Genomic DNA, 15,407 nt, shown 5'->3' on the forward strand with positions numbered 1-15,407 from the left:
CCCCCCCCCCCCCCCCCCGGACCCCACCCACCCCGCCATCCACCCCGTGAAAGACCCACTGCCCCTCCCGCCCCCGCGTCCTCTGGCCCCGGACCCCAAGCGAGGCCATCGCGCGTCCGGAACCAGTCCCCGCGCGAAGCGTATTGAAATGCCTTCGGCGCGTCCGCCTTTCGAAGCCGCGCACCGCCCCCATCTTGGGGTCCGGGGCCTCAGGCCCCGGCCGCCGGAGGCTCCCCTCTCATGAAAATCCTCCACATCCAGGCCAGCCCCCGAGGCCCGCGTTCGCGCTCCACCATGGTCGCCGACCATCTGTTGACCCGCCTGGCCGGCGCCGTCACCGAAACGCTGGATGTCTTCGACCCGCTGCCTGAATTCGACAATGCCGCCATCGAGGCGCGTTATGCGATCATCCATGGCGAGCGTGCGGACCCGGAGAGCGTTGCCGCCTGGGAGGAGATCCGCCGGCTGGTGGATCATTTCCTGTCGTTCGAGACGCTGCTGTTCACTGTGCCGATGTGGAATTTCGGCATTCCGTACCGGCTCAAGCATTATATCGATCTGCTGACCCAGCCCGGCCTGGCGTTCAGCGTGACGCCCGATGGTAACGTGAACGGCCATGCGGCGGGCCGCACCGCGATTATCATCGCCGCCGGCGCGCTCGACACGACGCCGGGCTCGCCGTTGGCGGGGCTCGATCATCAGGTGGCGTACATGCAGGCGTGGCTCGGCTTCATCGGCGTCGGTGATGTGCATATCATCCGCGTCCAGCCGACCTATGGCGGCCCGGAGGTCATCGAGGCGGCGATGGCGCGCGGCTATGCCGAGGCCGAGGCGCTGGCCGAGCGCCTGTCCCGGCCTTCCTGGGTATAGACGAGGTTGATGCTGATGAAGCTTGCGGCCTCTTCGCCATGCTGATTGATGATCGCATAGCGGGTCCGCGCGGTGCCGCGACCCTTGCCGCTGGTCGAGGGTTCCAGGCTGATGATCTCGGAGGTCACATGGATGGTATCGCCCGGCCGCAGCGCCTTCTTCAGCCGCATGTCGTCGAAGCCGACCCCGCAGACATAGTCTATATCGGCATTGATCTCATGGTCGAGCTGCCGCCACAGCGCCAGCAAGTGGATGCCGCTGGCCACCACCTCGCCGAACACCGAGCCCTTGGCCAGCTCGGCATCGCTGTGAAACCACTGCGGGTCATACTGGCGGGCGAAGTCGATGATCTCGTCCTGGCTGACCGTCCGGGTCCGGGACTGGCGGAACTCGCCGACGCTGAGGTCTTCGAAGGTGCGGCTGGGGCTGTTGGTCATGAGGGGCGGTGTCGCATCCGCACCGACGCGGTGCAAGCATGAGCATCGACACCTCGCTCGATATCCCCGCCCTGTTCGCTTTCGAGGAAATGGCGCCGGACGCGCTGCGGCTGCCGCCGACCCACAGCCCGATGGTCCGCCTCTATGGTGGCCAGGTGGTGGCGCAGGCGCTGGCCGCCTGCCAGCACAGCGTCGCGCCCGGCCGCTTCGCCAACAGCTGCCACGCCAATTTCATCCGCGCCGGCGATCCGGCCCTGCCGCTCGATTTCGAGGTGAGCCGGGACAGCGATGGCCGCAGCTTTTCGTCCCGTCGCGTCACGGTCCGCCAGCAGGGCCGGGTGGTGCTGACCATGACCGCCAGCTTCCACGTTCCCGAGCCCGGCGCCCGCCACCAGATCGCCATGCCCGATGTCCCCGGCCCGGACGGCCTGCCCACCCAGCTCGACATCCTGTCGAAGGTCGGGGACCGGCTGCCCGCCCGCCATCAGGCCTTCTGGCTGCGGGACGGGTTCATCGAATACCGGCCGGTCGAGCCCTTCCACGTCTTCGAGCCGCCGGTCACCCCGCCGCGCCGCCACATCTGGTTCCGCTGCACAAGGCCGCTGCCGGACGACCGCGCGCTCCACCAGCGCCTGCTCGCCTATGCCTCGGACCTGCACATCCTCCACACCGCGCTCGCCCCCTTCGGCCGCACCTGGGCCGATCCCGAGCTGCAGGACGCCAGCCTCGATCACGCCATCTGGTTCCATGACGAGGCGCGCATCGACCAGTGGCTGCTCTATGTGCTCGACAGCCCCTATGCTGGCAATGCCCGCGGCCTCGGCCGCGGGCTCATCTACACCGCCGATGGCCGCCTGATCGCCTCGGCGGTACAGGAAGGGCTGATCCGTTTTCCATGAAGAGGATTTGCGCATGACAGCACAGCTTGCCGGCAAGATCGCCATCGTCACCGGGGCCGCCAGCGGCATCGGCCTCGCCATCGCCCGCCTCTATCTCGCCGAAGGCGCGCAGCTGCTGGCCGTGGACCGGGACAGCTTCGACACCAGCGGCCTCGAAGCCGGCGACACCCTCGCCCTGCTCGTCTGCGACATCACCGAGCCCGACGCCCCGCAGCGGATCGTCGAGGCCGCGCTGGCCCGTTTCGGCCGCATCGACATTCTCGTCAACAACGCCGGCGTCTGCCTCCCCGGCACCATCGAGGACCAGACCCCCGAGACCTGGGCCCGGACCATGGCCATCAACGTCACCGCGCCCTTCCTGCTGACCAAGGCCGCCGTCCCCCATCTCAAGGCCAATGGCTGGGGCCGCATCATCAACCTCGGCTCGATCATGTCGGACTTCGGCGGCCCGTCGCTCTGTGCCTATGGCACCAGCAAGCACGCCATCGCCGGCTTCACCAAGTCGCTCGCCGCCGACCTCGGCAAGTCCGGCATCACCGCCAACTATATCCAGCCCGGCGCCATCCTGACCCCGCTTGCGGCCCCGTCGATGTCCGACCCCGCCTTCCGCGCCTATTGGGAAGAAAAAACCCCCGCCGGCCGCATCGGCGAACCGGAAGAAGTCGCCGCCGCCGCCCTGTTCCTCGCCACCGAAGGCGCCAGCTACGTCAACGGCGCCGGCCTAAAGGTCTGCGGCGGCGCCATCTCGCGATTCTAGAAGAAAGAATGCCTCCGGCGGCTGGGGCCACAGGCCCCAAACCCCGGAACAGTCTTGCGGCTCAGCCCAACGCCAGCGAACGGCGACGGGACCGCAAGGCCGCGCCGATGCCGCCGAACCCGATCAGCATCATGCCCCATGTCGCCGGCTCGGGTACCGTCGACCCGGTGAAGTCGACGATCAGCGACAGTCCGTTGATCGATCCCACCGGCTGCCCCGATGCCCGCGCAAACGAGAAGGCCAGCACATCCCCGGCGTTGACCGCGATGTTCGAGCCCGACAGGCTGGTGATCGGGTTCGCGCGGGTGTTGCTGTTGCTCACGCTGGTGCCGCCAAGCGATGAACCCTGCAGCAAGGCGCTGACCTGATTGATGCGGTTCACTGGCGAGTGCCCATACCAGAGGCTGCTGGTGTAGCTGATCAGGCCGGCAGCGGGCGCCGTCCAGTTGATGAACAGCGGCTCTCCCGCATTCGGACTATGGATGATCACATCGCCGGCAAGAAAGTCATTGTTGTTATAAACACCGGTCGCCGCTCCGTTCACCGACGCCTGGACGATGAACGGCACGAAGGTGTTGAAATTCGGCCCGACCCCCCAATAGCCGTTGGCGGCGGCGGCATTGAGCGTATTCGCCGTCGTCGGCTGGGGATAAAAATCGAGCAGGGTATCGCCCTGCGTAATCGACCAGGCGCTGCCCTGACTGTTCACAGCGCCGAAGTCATCCGCCAGCGAATAGATGGCCGCCGACGCCGGACTGCCAAGCGCAAACGCCGCCAAAAGACCCGCACTGGCAACGACATGCCCCATGCGGCGACCCACCAAAGCCGACACTGTACGAGCGATCATACGTTTCATCCCCCGACAAAAGATATTTTCAATTAGTAAACAACGCGGAAATTCGTGTCAATCAACCTCCGCCCGATCATGATCCGGCGTCAGTCGCGTCGGCTTCCCTTTGTCCGCAATGTTGGCGCCGCCGTCGCCGGGTCCTCGGGCCATGAATGCTTCGGATAGCGCCCGCGCAGATCCCGCCGCACATCGGCCCAGCTCCCCGCCCAGAAGCGCGGCAGGTCGGTCGTCACCTGCACCGGCCGCCCCGCCGGTGACGTCAGCCGCAACGTCAGCGGCACGGCCCCGACCATTGGATGCACCCCCAGCCCGAACAGCGCCTGCACCCGCACCTCCACCGCCGGCCCGCCCACCGCCGCATAATCGATGACATGCCGGCTCCCCGCCGGGGTCTCGAAATGCGACGGCGCCGCCCGGTCCAGCGCGCGCATCCCCGCCCAGCCGACCAGCCCCTCCAGCGCCCCCGCCAGCGCCCCGTCGCCCACTGCGTCCAGCCGCCGCTTGCCCGCCAGCAACGGCCCCGCCCAGTCCTCCAGCCGCGCCATCAACCCCGCGTCGGACAGATCCACCACCTCCGCTCCCTGCGAATGCGCAAACGCCGCCCGCGCCCGCAGCCCCGCGCTCGCCTCGCCCCAGGGCAGCAGCCACAGCCCATGCTGCCGCAGCCCGTCGAGCAGCGCCGCCAGCACCAGCGCCGGATCGGGCCGCTCGGCCGGGGACCGCGCCAGCGTGATCGCCCCCAGCCGCCGCCGCGTCTCCGCCACCACGCCGCCGCTCGCCATATCGAATTCCAGCACCGCCCGCGTTTCAATCATGTCCCCCAACAGCCGCTCCACGCTCGCCGCCTCGATCGCCGCCCCCATCATCACCCGCGCCCCCGCCGCCGCGCCCGAGGCATCGGCCACCACCAGCCACTCCGCCCGCGCCAGCGCCTCGTCCGCCGGCACGCTCACCGCCCGGCCATTGGCCATCAGCCACCCGGCCGCCCCGCGCCGCCGCGCCACCCGGTCAGGCCAGGCCAGCGCCAACATCTGCCCCGCCGCATCCGCCTCGGCCTCGCCGTCCTCGCGATCTGCCCCGGCCAACGCCGCCCAGCGCCCGGCCAGCCGCCGCGCCGTCTCGGCTCGCGGTCCCCGCTCGCGCCCCAGCCCGCGCAGCCGCTCATCGAGGTCCAGGCTCCGCCCGCCCAGCCCGCGCTCGCCGATCAGCAGCGCCAGCCGCGCCGCCCGCTGCCCCATCCCCATCGGCACGGCGCGGACCAGCATGTGCGCCAGCGCTGGCGGCAGCGGCAGCGCCGCCAGCCGCTCGCCATGCGCCGTCACCCGGCCATCGGCATCGATCGCACCCAGCCCGCGCAGCCGCCCGCGCGCCTCGGCCAGCGCCGCCTCGCCCGGCGGATCGAGCCAGCGCAGGTCACGCGGCTCGCTCACCCCCCAGCGCGCGCACTCCAGCACCAGCCCGGCCAGGTCGCTCTCCACCATCTCCGGCGGATCGAAGCGTGGCCGCCCCAGCGTCTCGCCCGCCTCCCAGAGCCTGATCGCCACCCCCGTCGCCGTCCGCCCGGCCCGCCCGGCCCGCTGCGTCGCCGCCGCCTGGCTGGCCCGCTCGGTCACCAGCCGGGAAAGCCCCACCGCCCGGTCCAGCCGTGGCCGCCGCGCCAGCCCGGAATCGATCACCACCCGCACCCCGTCGATGGTGATCGAGGTCTCGGCGATCGACGTCGCCAGCACCAGCTTTCTTCGCCCCGCCGGCGCCGGCGCAATCGCCGCCCGCTGGTCGCCGGCCTCGCGCGCCCCGTAGAGCAGATGCAGGTCGACATCGGCCGGCAGCCGCCCCGCCAGCCGCCCCGCCGTCCGCTCGATCTCGGCCGCGCCGGGCAGGAACGCCAGCACCGATCCCGGCTCGCTCGCCAGCGCCTCGCGCACCGCCGCCGCCATCGCCTCCTCGATCCTGAGCGCCGCATCGCGCCCGACATGCCGGATCTCGACAGGGAACATGCGCCCCTCGCTCTCCAGCCGCACCAGTCCCGGCACGATCGCCTCATAGGCCGCGCCGTCAAGCGTCGCCGACATCAGCACCAGCCGCAGGTCCGGCCGCAACGCCTCGCGCGCCTCCAGCACCAGCGCCAGCGCCAGGTCGCTCTCCAGGCTCCGCTCATGCACCTCGTCGAACAGCACCCCCGCCACCCCCGGCAGGTCCGGCTCGGCAATCAGCATCCGGGTGAAGATGCCCTCGGTCACCACCTCGATCCGCGTCGCCGCCGATACCCGGCTGTCCATCCGCGTCCGGTAGCCGATGGTCCGCCCCACCGGCTCGCCGGCCATCTCGGCCATCCGCTCGGCCGCCGCCCGCGCCGCCAGCCGGCGCGGCGACAGCAGGATCAGCTTGCCCGCGCCCATCCACCGCTCATCGAGCAGCCCCGGCGCCAGCGCCGTGGTCTTGCCCGCCCCCGGCGGCGCCACCACCGCCACCGGCGCATTGTCGGCCAGCGCCGCGCGCAGCGCCGGCAGAATGGTTTCGACGGGCAGGCTCATGCGCAGTCCCCGGCAGACAAGGGCACCAGCCGATAAGGATTAATGGTCAGCCGGCACCGGATCGGGCCCGAAGCGATTGTCGCCCACGGTGCCGCGCTGCACATATTGGATGAGCAGGATAAGCCCGCCGATCACCGGCAACAGGCCCCAGAGCAGCCACCAGCCGGATTTGTCGCGATCATGAAGGCGGCGGATCGAAGCGGCGAGCCCCGGAATCACGAGAGCAAGGCTGAACAGCCCGCCCAGCGGGCCGATGCCATATTCTTCCAATCTTTCCGCCCCGACCAGCATGAAATCGACCGCGGTCAGCGCGATCGCAATCAACATAACGAACAGGCTGAACCACCAATATTCGGCGCGGCGGGCTCGGCCGGAGAATGTGGCGAATTTGCGGAGCGGTTCCAGCGCCCATTGCAGTGCCGATCTATCCATATGACGCCCTTCGCCTCAATGTCTCGATGTTAGCCAACGCGAAGGTCCGCGGAAAGGCAAGCGCGCCTATTGCCGTCCCGCCACCAGGCTGTCGACCACGCCCGGGTCGGCCAGCGTCGAGGTGTCGCCCAGCGCCCCCACCTCGCCCTCGGCAATCTTGCGCAAAATCCGCCGCATGATCTTGCCCGATCGCGTCTTGGGCAGCGCCGGCGAGAACTGGATCTTGTCCGGTGAGGCGATCGGCCCGATCTCGCGGCGGACCCATTGCACCAGCTCGGCGCGCAGCGCGGCATCGCCCTGCTCGCCGGCGTTCAGCGTCACATAGGCATAGATGCCCTGGCCCTTGATGTCGTGCGGCATGCCGACGACGGCGGCCTCGGCCACCTTGGGATGCAGCACCAGCGCGCTCTCCACCTCGGCCGTGCCCATCCGGTGGCCCGAGACGTTGATCACGTCATCGACCCGGCCGGTGATCCAGTAATAGCCATCGGCGTCGCGCCGGCAGCCATCGCCGGTGAAGTAGCGGCCCTTGTAGGTGGTGAAATAGGTCTGGAAGAAGCGGGCATGGTCGCCCCAGACGGTGCGCATCTGCCCCGGCCAGCTGCGCGCGATGCAGAGGTTGCCGTCGGTCGCCCCCTCCAGCACCCCGCCCTCGGCATCGACCAGCAGCGGTTCGACACCGAACATCGGCAGCGTCGCCGAGCCGGGCTTGAGCGCGGTGGCACCCGGCATCGGCGCGATCAGCGTCGCCCCGGTCTCGGTCTGCCAATAGGTGTCGACGATCGGGCAGCGGCCTTCGCCGACCACCCGGTGATACCATTCCCAGGCCTCGGGGTTGATCGGCTCGCCCACCGTGCCGAGCAGCCGGATCGAGGCGCGGGAGGCGGCCGTCACCCATTGGTCGCCCTCGCGCATCAGCGCGCGCAGCGCCGTCGGCGCGGTATAGAAGATGTTGACCCCCCAGCGGTCGCAGACCTGCCAGAAGCGGCTGAAATCCGGCCAGTTCGGCACGCCTTCGAACATCAGCGTGGTGGCGCCGTTGGCCAGCGGGCCATAGACGACATAGCTGTGCCCGGTCACCCAGCCGACATCGGCCGTGCACCAGAACACCTCGCCCGGATTATAGTCGAAGACATATTTGTGGGTCATTGCTGCCCAGACCAGATAGCCGCCGGTGGTGTGGAGCACGCCCTTCGGCTTGCCGGTCGATCCCGAGGTGTAGAGGATGAACAACGGGTCCTCGGCGCCCATCGGCTCGGCCGGGCAATCGGCAGACACCGCCTCGCGCGCCTCATGGTACCAGAGGTCGCGGCCCTCCTGCATGGTCACATCGCCGCCGGTATGGCGCACGCAGATCACTCGCGTCACCGCCGGCAGCCGGGCGAGTGCGGCATCGACATTGGCCTTCAGCGGAATCCGCTTGCCGGCGCGCCGGCCCTCGTCGGCGGTGATGACATGGGTGCTGTCGCAATCCTCGATCCGCCCGGCCAGCGCATCGGGGGAGAAGCCGCCGAACACCACCGAGTGGATGGCGCCGATCCGCGTGCAGGCCAGCATCGCCATCGCCGCTTCCGGAATCATCGGCATGTAGATGGTCACCCGGTCGCCCTTGCGGACGCCATTGGCCTTCAGCACATTGGCGAAGCGGCAGACCTCGGCGTGCAGCTCGGCATAGCTGATCGTCCGCGTGTCGGCCGGGTCATCGCCTTCCCAGAGAATCGCCGGCTGGTCGCCGCGTGTCGCCAGATGGCGGTCGAGGCAGTTGGCGGAGACGTTGAGCGCCCCGTCCTCGAACCAGCGGATGCCGAAATCGGCCTCGTCGAACGAGCAGTTACCGGCGACGGTGAACGGCGTCATCCAGTCGAGGATCTGCGCCTCCTCGGCCCAGAAGCCATTGGGATCGGCGAGCGAGCGGTCGTATTTGCGCCGGTAGTCGTCGGCGTTGACATGCGCCCGGGCCGCCCAGTCGTCGGGCACCGGATACACCGCTTGCGTCATCATCGTCTCCCCAGGGTCATGCGCCGGCGTCAGGCCGGTCCGATCTTGCCGAAGCGCGTCTCATATTCGGTCATCCGCCCCTCGTGCAGGAGCCGGGCCTGATCGACCAGCTGATCGCTGGCGATGCGGCCCTTGAATTCGCCCATCTGGCCGTCGATCACCGCCGCATCGGTTTGCGTCCAGCCGGCGATCTGGTCGATCCGGGTAATGCCCACGGCGGCCAGCTTGTCGGCGAACTTCGGGCCGACGCCCTTCAGTTGGCGCAGATCCTCGGGGTCATAGGCGGTCGCGGCCAGTGGCTCATGGCCGGGCTTGGTGCGGGCGAAATCGCGGCGCAGCTTGTCGATTTCGTCGGCCAGCGGGCGGATCTGCGCCTCGCGCGCCTTCAGTTCGCCGGTCAGCCGCTCGCGGTCGCTGGTCAGGGCGGCGCGCTCGCGCTCCAGCCCGGCCACCCGCTCGCCGAGCACATCGGCCTTGCGCTTCAGTGGCGAGCGCAGCGCCAGCCCGATGAACAGGCCGATCAGCAGCGCCGCCAGCGCAATCACCACCAGTTGCGGATCAAGGGTCATCGTCATGGGTCAATCTCCTGTGCCCGATCACATGCGCCGAGCGGGCATTGTTGTGCAAGGCTGCTGTCGCTAAGCCACGGGCCATGACCGGTGACCAGACCGACCCCGCCGCAGCGCGCCGCCGCCGGTTGCCGCCCGGCGGCATCCCCGAGGCGCTGGCGATGGCGGACGGCGCCGTCCTGCGGACCCGTCGCTGGCCGGGGCAGGGCCGGGGCAGCCTGTTGCTGATGACCGGACGCGGCGATTTCTTCGAGAAATATGCCGAATCGCTGCATGATCTGCTCGAGGCTGGCTGGGCGGTGTCGGTCTTCGACTGGCGCGGCCAAGGCGGCTCGGGCCGGCTGGGACGGACGCCGATGCATGGCCATGCCGAAGATTTTTCGCTGTGGCGGCGCGACCTCGCCGAGGTGATGGCCTGGTTCCGTGCCGCCAATGCCCCGCCTTTTCATGCGCTTGCCCATAGCATGGGCGGGCATCTGCTGCTGCATCAGCTGGCGGAGGATCCCGCCTGCCTGTCTCGTGCCGTGCTGCTCGCCCCGATGCTCGGGCTCAGCGCGCCGCGCTATGCCGCCGCCGCGGCGCGGGCGATGGTGGCGATGGGGCGGGGCGGCAACTATGTGCTCGGCGGCGGCCCCTATGGCACTGCCGGCGATGTCCGCCAGCCGCTGCTGACGTCGGACCCGGCGCGCTATGCCGACGAGCGCTGGTGGATCGAACGGCAGCCGGACCTGGCGCTGGGCAGCGCCACCTGGGGCTGGCTGGCGGCCGCCTATGCCTCGTTGAAGGCGCTCGATGTTGCACGGATTACCACGCCCTTGCTGGTGTTGATGGGCGAAAAGGAGCAGCTCGTGGCCAATGACGCAACAATCAGGCTGCTGGACCGGAAGCCGAATATCCGGCTTGAAGTGATCCCCGGCGCCGCCCATGAACTGCTGCGCGAGCGCAGCGACATCAGGGCGCGGGTATTGGCGCGCATCAACGACTATCTGGACCAGCCATGATCCATACCGACATTGCCATCATCGGCGCCGGGATCGCCGGCGCCAGCCTCGGCTGGGCCTTGCGCCAGCGCGGCGCCGATGTGCTGCTGATCGAGGCCGAGGACCGGCCCGGCTATCACACCACCGGCCGTTCCGCGGCCTTCTGGGTGGCCAGCTATGGCGGGCCGGCGATCGTGCCGCTGTCGCTGGCCTCGCGCGGGTTTCTAACCGCTCCGCCTGAAGGCTTCGGGACTCTGCTGGCGCCGCGCCCCGGCCTGTACCTGGCGCCGCCGGACGATGCCGCGGCTCTCGAACTTCTCAAGGCTGAGATGGACGAAGGCGGCGTTGATTATCAACGGCTTGGCCCCGATGATCTGGCGCGCTGGACGATGCTGCGTCCGGAATGGCAGACGGCCGGCCTGTGGGAGGGGGACAGCTACGACATCGATGTGGCGGCGCTCCACCAGGGCTATCTGCGCGGGCTGAAACTGGTCACTGACGCCCGGGTGCAGTCAGCGGTCCGTGCCGGCGGAAAGTGGCGACTGGAGACCGGGGCGGAGACCATCGAGGCGCGGGTGGTGGTCAATGCCGCCGGCGCCTGGGCGGACCCGGTGGGGGCGGTTTTCGGAAGCAAGGCCAAGGGCTTGCAGCCGCTGCGGCGGAGCATGGTGGTGCTCCGCACCGATCCCGAACCGCCGACCGACATGCCGGTGGTATTCGATGCGGCGGGGCGCTTCTACTTCAAGCCCGATGGCGGACGGGTCTGGCTGTCCCCGCATGACGAGACGCCGGACGTCGCGCATGATGTACGGCCGGACGAGATGGACATTGCGGTGGTCATCGATCGCTTTGAAAAAGCGACGAATTTCCGGATCATAAGGCTGGAGACCAGCTGGGCCGGGCTGCGCACCTTCGCGCCCGATCGGCGGCCGGTGCTGGGCTGGGACGGGGAGGTGGCAGGGCTGTTCTGGTGCGCCGGGCAGGGCGGCTTCGGCATCCAGACCGCGCCGGCAGTATCCGATCTCTGTGCCCGGATATTGACCCAAGAGACGGAGAATGCAGGGATTTATGATGCGGCGCGGGCGTTGTAGCGGCTGAGGACGCGGGCGGCGAAGTCATCCAGTCGCTGGCTGGCGATGGCGGTGCGGAGCGCCTGCATCAATTCCTGGTAGAACCAGATATTATGCTCGGTCATCAGCATGGCGCCGAGCATTTCTCCTGATTTCACAAGATGATGCACATAGGCGCGGCTGACCCCGGTGCGGCAGGACGGGCAGCCGCATGTCGCATCGAGGGGGGCCAGGTCCTCGGCATGGCGGGCATTTCGCAGGTTGAGCGGTCCATCGCGGGTGAAGGCCTGGCCATTGCGGCCCGAGCGGGTGGGGAGGACGCAATCGAACATGTCGACGCCGCGCTGGACGGCGCCGATAATGTCATCGGGCTTGCCGACGCCCATCAGATATCTTGGTGCGTTTTCAGGGAGTTGCTCGGGGGCATAATCGAGGCAGGCAAACATCGCGGCCTGGCCTTCGCCGACCGCGAGGCCGCCGATGGCATAGCCGTCGAAGCCGATTTCGATAAGGCGGCTGGCCGATTCGGCGCGCAGCCGCTCATCGAGGCCGCCTTGCTGTATACCGAAAAGCGCTGATCTTTCAGCATGTTCGGCGCCGGAATCGAAAGCGTCCCGGGATCTTCTGGCCCAGCGCATCGAGCGTTGCATGGCGGCCTCCACGGCCTCGCGCGGGGCGGGCAGGGCCACCAGTTCATCGAACGCCATGACGATATCCGAGCCGAGAAGCCTTTGTATTTCCATGCTTCTCTCGGGCGTCATCAGGTGGCGGCTGCCGTCCAGATGGCTGGCGAAGCGGACGCCGTCTTCCGATCGCTTGGTCAGCGCCGACAGGCTCATCACCTGATAGCCGCCGCTGTCGGTGAGGATCGGCTTGGTCCAGCCCATGAACTTGTGGAGTCCGCCAAGCTTTTCAATGCGTTCGGCGGTAGGGCGGAGCATCAGGTGATAAGTGTTGCCGAGGATGATGTCGGCGCCGGCGGCCTCGACCTCGGCCGGGCGCAGCGCCTTGACGGTGGCGGCGGTGCCGACCGGCATGAACGCCGGGGTTCTGATGCTGCCACGCGCCAGATGCAGCGTTCCGGTGCGTGCCCGGGCATCTTTTTGGGCAATTTCGAAGCGGAATCGGGTCATTTTCGGGGTGTATACGGGCGGGTTCGGCGGCGCAAATGGGGGTGGAAGGTTACTAAGGTTAGGGGGTTGCCCAGGGGCAGGGGTGGGATGGGGCTGGTTTTGGGATGCGTTGTTTATATCCTATTTGGTTTGTTTTGTCCATGGGATTGGTGGAACGGGCGGTGCTTAGGCCCCGGGTCGAGCCCGGGGCGACGGGTGGGGGTTGGGCTACGGATACCTATTGGCGTTGGGTGACGGGGAGTGGGGTTGGGCGCTATGGGGGGCGATGGCGAAGATACGAGTGGATCAGCTGTTGGTGGCGCGCGGGCTGGTGGAGAGCCGGGCGCGGGGGCAGGCGCTGATCTTGGCGGGGCTGGTGTTCGTGGGGACGCGGCGGGTCGACAAGGCCGGCGAGGCGGTGGCCGAGGACGCCGATCTGCTGGTCAAGGGGCGGGACCATCCCTGGGTGTCGCGCGGCGGGGTCAAGCTGGCGCATGGGCTGGCGCATTTCGGCTTCGATGCCGGCGGCGTGGTGGCGATGGACGTGGGGTCCTCCACCGGCGGCTTTACCGATGTGCTGCTGCATCAGGGCGCGGCGCGGGTCTATGCGGTGGATTCGGGGACCAACCAGCTGGCCTGGAAGTTGCGCAGCGATGGCCGGGTGGTGGTGCTCGAACAGCTTTCGGCGCGGCTGCTGACGGCAGCGCATGTGCCCGAGCCGGTGGGGGCGATTGTTTGTGATGCGAGCTTCATCTCGCTGGCCAAGGTGCTCGAAGTGCCTTTGGGCTTTGCCCGGCAAGGCTGCTGGCTGGTGGCGCTGGTCAAGCCGCAGTTCGAGGCCGGGCGCGGCGAGATCGGCAAGGGCGGCGTGGTCCGCGATCCGGACGTGCAGGCGCGGGTCTGTGCGGCCGCCGCCGACTGGCTGGCGGCGCAGCCGGGCTGGTCCGTGGCGGGGCTGACCGAAAGCCCGATCACCGGGCCGGAGGGCAACCGCGAATGGCTGCTGGGCGGCGTGTTCGAGGGATGACGTTCTTGTGCGCTGCGGCGTTGCGGGGCTGTCGGCGGCGCGAGGCTCGGCTATAAGGGGGTGATGACAACGGCTTCCACCCTCGAGATTGATGACGACCTCACCCCCCGGCGCCGCGCCAACCGCGGGGCCGGCATCCGTGCCGGGCTGGTGCTGGTGCCGTTGATACTGGCCGTCGGCGGGCTGGTTGCGCGGATTTCCGGCTCGACCGAGGACAATGGCTGGTTCCAGTCGCTGGTGCTGCCGCCGGTGCAGCCGCCGGGCGCGGCGTTCGGCATCGCCTGGAGCATCCTCTACACGGTGCTGGCGGTGGCCGCCGCGATCATCTGGGCGCAGCCGGCGGGCGCGCTGCGGACCCGGGCCTTGTGGCTGTTCGCCATCGGCATGCTGATCAACTTCACCTGGTCCCCGGTGTTCTTCTCGGCGCATCTGATCGTGCCGGCGCTGGCGATCATCCTGGTGATGTGGGCGGTGGCGGTGTGGACGACGGTCGTTTTTGCGAAACTGTCCAGACTGGCGGCGGCGATGATGCTTCCCTATATTGCGTGGCTAACGTTCGCCGCCTTGTTGAATGCCTGGATATGGCGGCTCAATCCGGGTGCCGATGCGTTCCAGCTGGGAGTGTAAGTGATGCAGAGCCAGAACAAGCTGTTCGAGGATTTCTCCAAGGTCGCGACATCGGCGCTGGGGACGCTGGCCGGCATGACCCGCGAGGTGGAGGAACAGGCCCGGCGCAAGGCGCGCGAATTCGTGGCCGGCGACGAGGGCATCTCCCGCGACGAATTCGAGGCGGTGAAGGCCAATGCCGCCGCGGCGCGCGAGATGGTGGAGACGCTGAAGGCCGAAGTGGCGGCGCTGCGGGCCGAGCTTTCCGCTTCGAAGGGGGCGCGCCCGGCGTCTGGCAAGGCCAAGCCGGAAGCGTGATTGTCGCTGTTTTTGTGTGGTTCGATACCGGCATGGGGCTTGCCGAATCGCGCGCGTGTCCGCAGGCTTGCGGAACAATGGTGCCGGGAGGGCCTGCAAGATGAGCCTGATCGAAATAGACCATGGGCCGGCGCCGGCGGCGCCGATCGACATGCTGGAGCATGTCTTCGACACCAATGGATGGGCCTTCGAGCGCTCGGGGGACGAGGAAATCTCGACCTCGATCCGGGGCGGCTGGGCGGCCTATGAGCTGCGGGCGTTGTGGCGCGAGGAAGAGCGGGTGCTGCAGATCATCGCCCGCACCGAACTGACCGCCAGCGAGGCGCGGCGGCCGGCGGCCTATGAAACTTTGGGGCTGATCAACGAGCAATTGTGGATGGGTCATTTCGAGCTGTGGTCGGCCGATGGCTCGATCATCTTCCGCCATGCGACGCTGCTCGACGCCGCCGAGGGCGAGGGTTCTCCCGACCTGACAATCGGCCAGGCCGAGATCCTCGTCGACGCGGCGGTGGAGGAATTCGACCGCTTTTATCCGGTCTTCCAGCTCGTGCTGTTCGCCGACAAGGCGCCCGCCGAGGCGATGGCGGCGGCGCTGCTCGAGACGGTTGGGGAGGCCTGAGATTTCCGGGAACGACCGCTGGCTGGTCGGCTGTGGCAACATGGGCGGGGCGCTGCTCCGCCGCTGGTTGGCGGCCGGGCTCGGGCGCTGGCGGGTGATCGACCCCGGCCTCGCCGCTCCTCCGGAGGGCACCACATTGGGTGCCGGCGACAGCGTGCCGGAACTGGTGGTGCTGGCGGTGAAACCGCAGGTCTGGCGGGCGGTCGTTAGCGATCTGAGCATTCCGGCGGATGCCGTGGTGGTGTCGGTGATGGCCGGCGTCACCATGGACGCGCTCGCCGCGGCGCTGCCGGGACGGCGGATCGTTCGCGCCATGCCCAATACGCCCG

General features: G+C 68.7%; 17 protein-coding genes. 10 read left to right on the forward strand and 7 right to left on the reverse strand.

Annotated elements, in window-relative coordinates; translation table 11 throughout:
- Positions 1 to 240 precede the first annotated feature (240 nt).
- Complete coding sequence (locus tag ACTIFJ_RS12570; RefSeq protein ID WP_439534457.1) at positions 241 to 870, forward strand: FMN-dependent NADH-azoreductase; 630 nt, start codon at positions 241 to 243, stop codon at positions 868 to 870.
- Here the strand turns inward: ACTIFJ_RS12570 and ACTIFJ_RS12575 are convergent.
- Positions 816 to 1,307, reverse strand: coding sequence for a MaoC/PaaZ C-terminal domain-containing protein (locus ACTIFJ_RS12575; protein WP_439534458.1), 492 nt, complete (start codon positions 1,305 to 1,307; stop codon positions 816 to 818). The genes ACTIFJ_RS12570 and ACTIFJ_RS12575 overlap by 55 nt on opposite strands.
- A 38-nt stretch (positions 1,308 to 1,345) precedes the next feature.
- Between ACTIFJ_RS12575 and ACTIFJ_RS12580 the strand changes: the two genes are divergently transcribed.
- Both ACTIFJ_RS12580 and ACTIFJ_RS12585 read left to right on the forward strand, forming a co-directional pair.
- On the forward strand, positions 1,346 to 2,206 hold the full coding sequence (locus tag ACTIFJ_RS12580; protein ID WP_439534459.1) for an acyl-CoA thioesterase: 861 nt from the start codon (positions 1,346 to 1,348) through the stop codon (positions 2,204 to 2,206).
- Positions 2,207 to 2,219: 13 nt separating this feature from the next.
- Complete coding sequence (locus ACTIFJ_RS12585; RefSeq protein WP_439534460.1) at positions 2,220 to 2,963, forward strand: SDR family NAD(P)-dependent oxidoreductase; 744 nt, start codon at positions 2,220 to 2,222, stop codon at positions 2,961 to 2,963.
- Positions 2,964 to 3,024: 61 nt separating this feature from the next.
- On the opposite strand, the gene ACTIFJ_RS12590 is transcribed toward ACTIFJ_RS12585, so the two are convergent.
- From ACTIFJ_RS12590 to ACTIFJ_RS12610, 5 genes are all read right to left on the reverse strand, one after another.
- Positions 3,025 to 3,810, reverse strand: a complete 786-nt coding sequence (locus tag ACTIFJ_RS12590; protein ID WP_439534461.1) for a PEPxxWA-CTERM sorting domain-containing protein — start codon at positions 3,808 to 3,810, stop codon at positions 3,025 to 3,027.
- An 89-nt stretch (positions 3,811 to 3,899) separates the two neighbouring features.
- Positions 3,900 to 6,347 carry an ATP-dependent helicase HrpB gene (gene hrpB / locus ACTIFJ_RS12595; RefSeq protein ID WP_439534462.1) on the reverse strand — a complete coding sequence of 816 codons (2,448 nt, stop codon included), beginning with the start codon at positions 6,345 to 6,347 and terminating at the stop codon, positions 3,900 to 3,902.
- 39 nt (positions 6,348 to 6,386) lie between these two features.
- The gene (locus ACTIFJ_RS12600; protein WP_439534463.1) at positions 6,387 to 6,779 is read right to left on the reverse strand and encodes a DUF805 domain-containing protein; all 393 of its coding nucleotides are present in this window, start codon (positions 6,777 to 6,779) and stop codon (positions 6,387 to 6,389) included.
- A 66-nt stretch (positions 6,780 to 6,845) separates the two neighbouring features.
- Positions 6,846 to 8,777, reverse strand: coding sequence for an acetate--CoA ligase (gene acs / locus ACTIFJ_RS12605; RefSeq protein WP_439534464.1), 1,932 nt, complete (start codon positions 8,775 to 8,777; stop codon positions 6,846 to 6,848).
- A gap of 29 nt (positions 8,778 to 8,806) precedes the next feature.
- Positions 8,807 to 9,352 (reverse strand): hypothetical protein, encoded by a 546-nt coding sequence (locus tag ACTIFJ_RS12610; RefSeq protein WP_439534465.1) that lies wholly within the window; start codon positions 9,350 to 9,352, stop codon positions 8,807 to 8,809.
- A 77-nt stretch (positions 9,353 to 9,429) separates the two neighbouring features.
- Here ACTIFJ_RS12610 and ACTIFJ_RS12615 point away from each other — a divergent pair, with 77 nt between their 5' ends.
- Together ACTIFJ_RS12615 and ACTIFJ_RS12620 are read left to right on the forward strand one after the other, a co-directional pair.
- On the forward strand, positions 9,430 to 10,347 hold the full coding sequence (locus ACTIFJ_RS12615; RefSeq protein WP_439534466.1) for an alpha/beta hydrolase: 918 nt from the start codon (positions 9,430 to 9,432) through the stop codon (positions 10,345 to 10,347).
- The gene (locus tag ACTIFJ_RS12620) at positions 10,344 to 11,417 is read left to right on the forward strand and encodes an NAD(P)/FAD-dependent oxidoreductase (protein WP_439534467.1); all 1,074 of its coding nucleotides are present in this window, start codon (positions 10,344 to 10,346) and stop codon (positions 11,415 to 11,417) included. Before ACTIFJ_RS12615 ends, ACTIFJ_RS12620 begins: the two co-directional genes overlap by 4 nt.
- Here ACTIFJ_RS12620 and tgt read toward each other — a convergent pair.
- Positions 11,393 to 12,529: a tRNA guanosine(34) transglycosylase Tgt gene (gene tgt / locus ACTIFJ_RS12625; RefSeq protein ID WP_439534468.1), complete on the reverse strand. Its 1,137-nt coding sequence runs from the start codon at positions 12,527 to 12,529 to the stop codon at positions 11,393 to 11,395. The genes ACTIFJ_RS12620 and tgt overlap by 25 nt on opposite strands.
- Positions 12,530 to 12,794: 265 nt before the next feature.
- On the opposite strand from tgt, the gene ACTIFJ_RS12630 reads away from it, so the two are divergent.
- The 5 genes from ACTIFJ_RS12630 to ACTIFJ_RS12650 all read left to right on the forward strand — a co-directional run.
- The gene (locus ACTIFJ_RS12630) at positions 12,795 to 13,535 is read left to right on the forward strand and encodes a TlyA family RNA methyltransferase (RefSeq protein WP_439534469.1); all 741 of its coding nucleotides are present in this window, start codon (positions 12,795 to 12,797) and stop codon (positions 13,533 to 13,535) included.
- Between the two features lie 63 nt (positions 13,536 to 13,598).
- The gene (locus ACTIFJ_RS12635) at positions 13,599 to 14,162 is read left to right on the forward strand and encodes a TspO/MBR family protein (protein ID WP_439534470.1); all 564 of its coding nucleotides are present in this window, start codon (positions 13,599 to 13,601) and stop codon (positions 14,160 to 14,162) included.
- 3 nt (positions 14,163 to 14,165) lie between these two features.
- Positions 14,166 to 14,459 (forward strand): accessory factor UbiK family protein, encoded by a 294-nt coding sequence (locus ACTIFJ_RS12640; RefSeq protein WP_439534471.1) that lies wholly within the window; start codon positions 14,166 to 14,168, stop codon positions 14,457 to 14,459.
- 100 nt (positions 14,460 to 14,559) lie between these two features.
- Positions 14,560 to 15,078, forward strand: coding sequence for a YbjN domain-containing protein (locus ACTIFJ_RS12645; protein WP_439534472.1), 519 nt, complete (start codon positions 14,560 to 14,562; stop codon positions 15,076 to 15,078).
- A gap of 40 nt (positions 15,079 to 15,118) precedes the next feature.
- Positions 15,119 to 15,407: pyrroline-5-carboxylate reductase family protein (locus ACTIFJ_RS12650; RefSeq protein WP_439534473.1), on the forward strand; the 289-nt coding region annotated here is incomplete at its 3' end.

Origin of the sequence: Polymorphobacter sp., assembly GCF_051860865.1 — a bacterium.
Lineage (GTDB): Bacteria > Pseudomonadota > Alphaproteobacteria > Sphingomonadales > Sphingomonadaceae > Sandarakinorhabdus.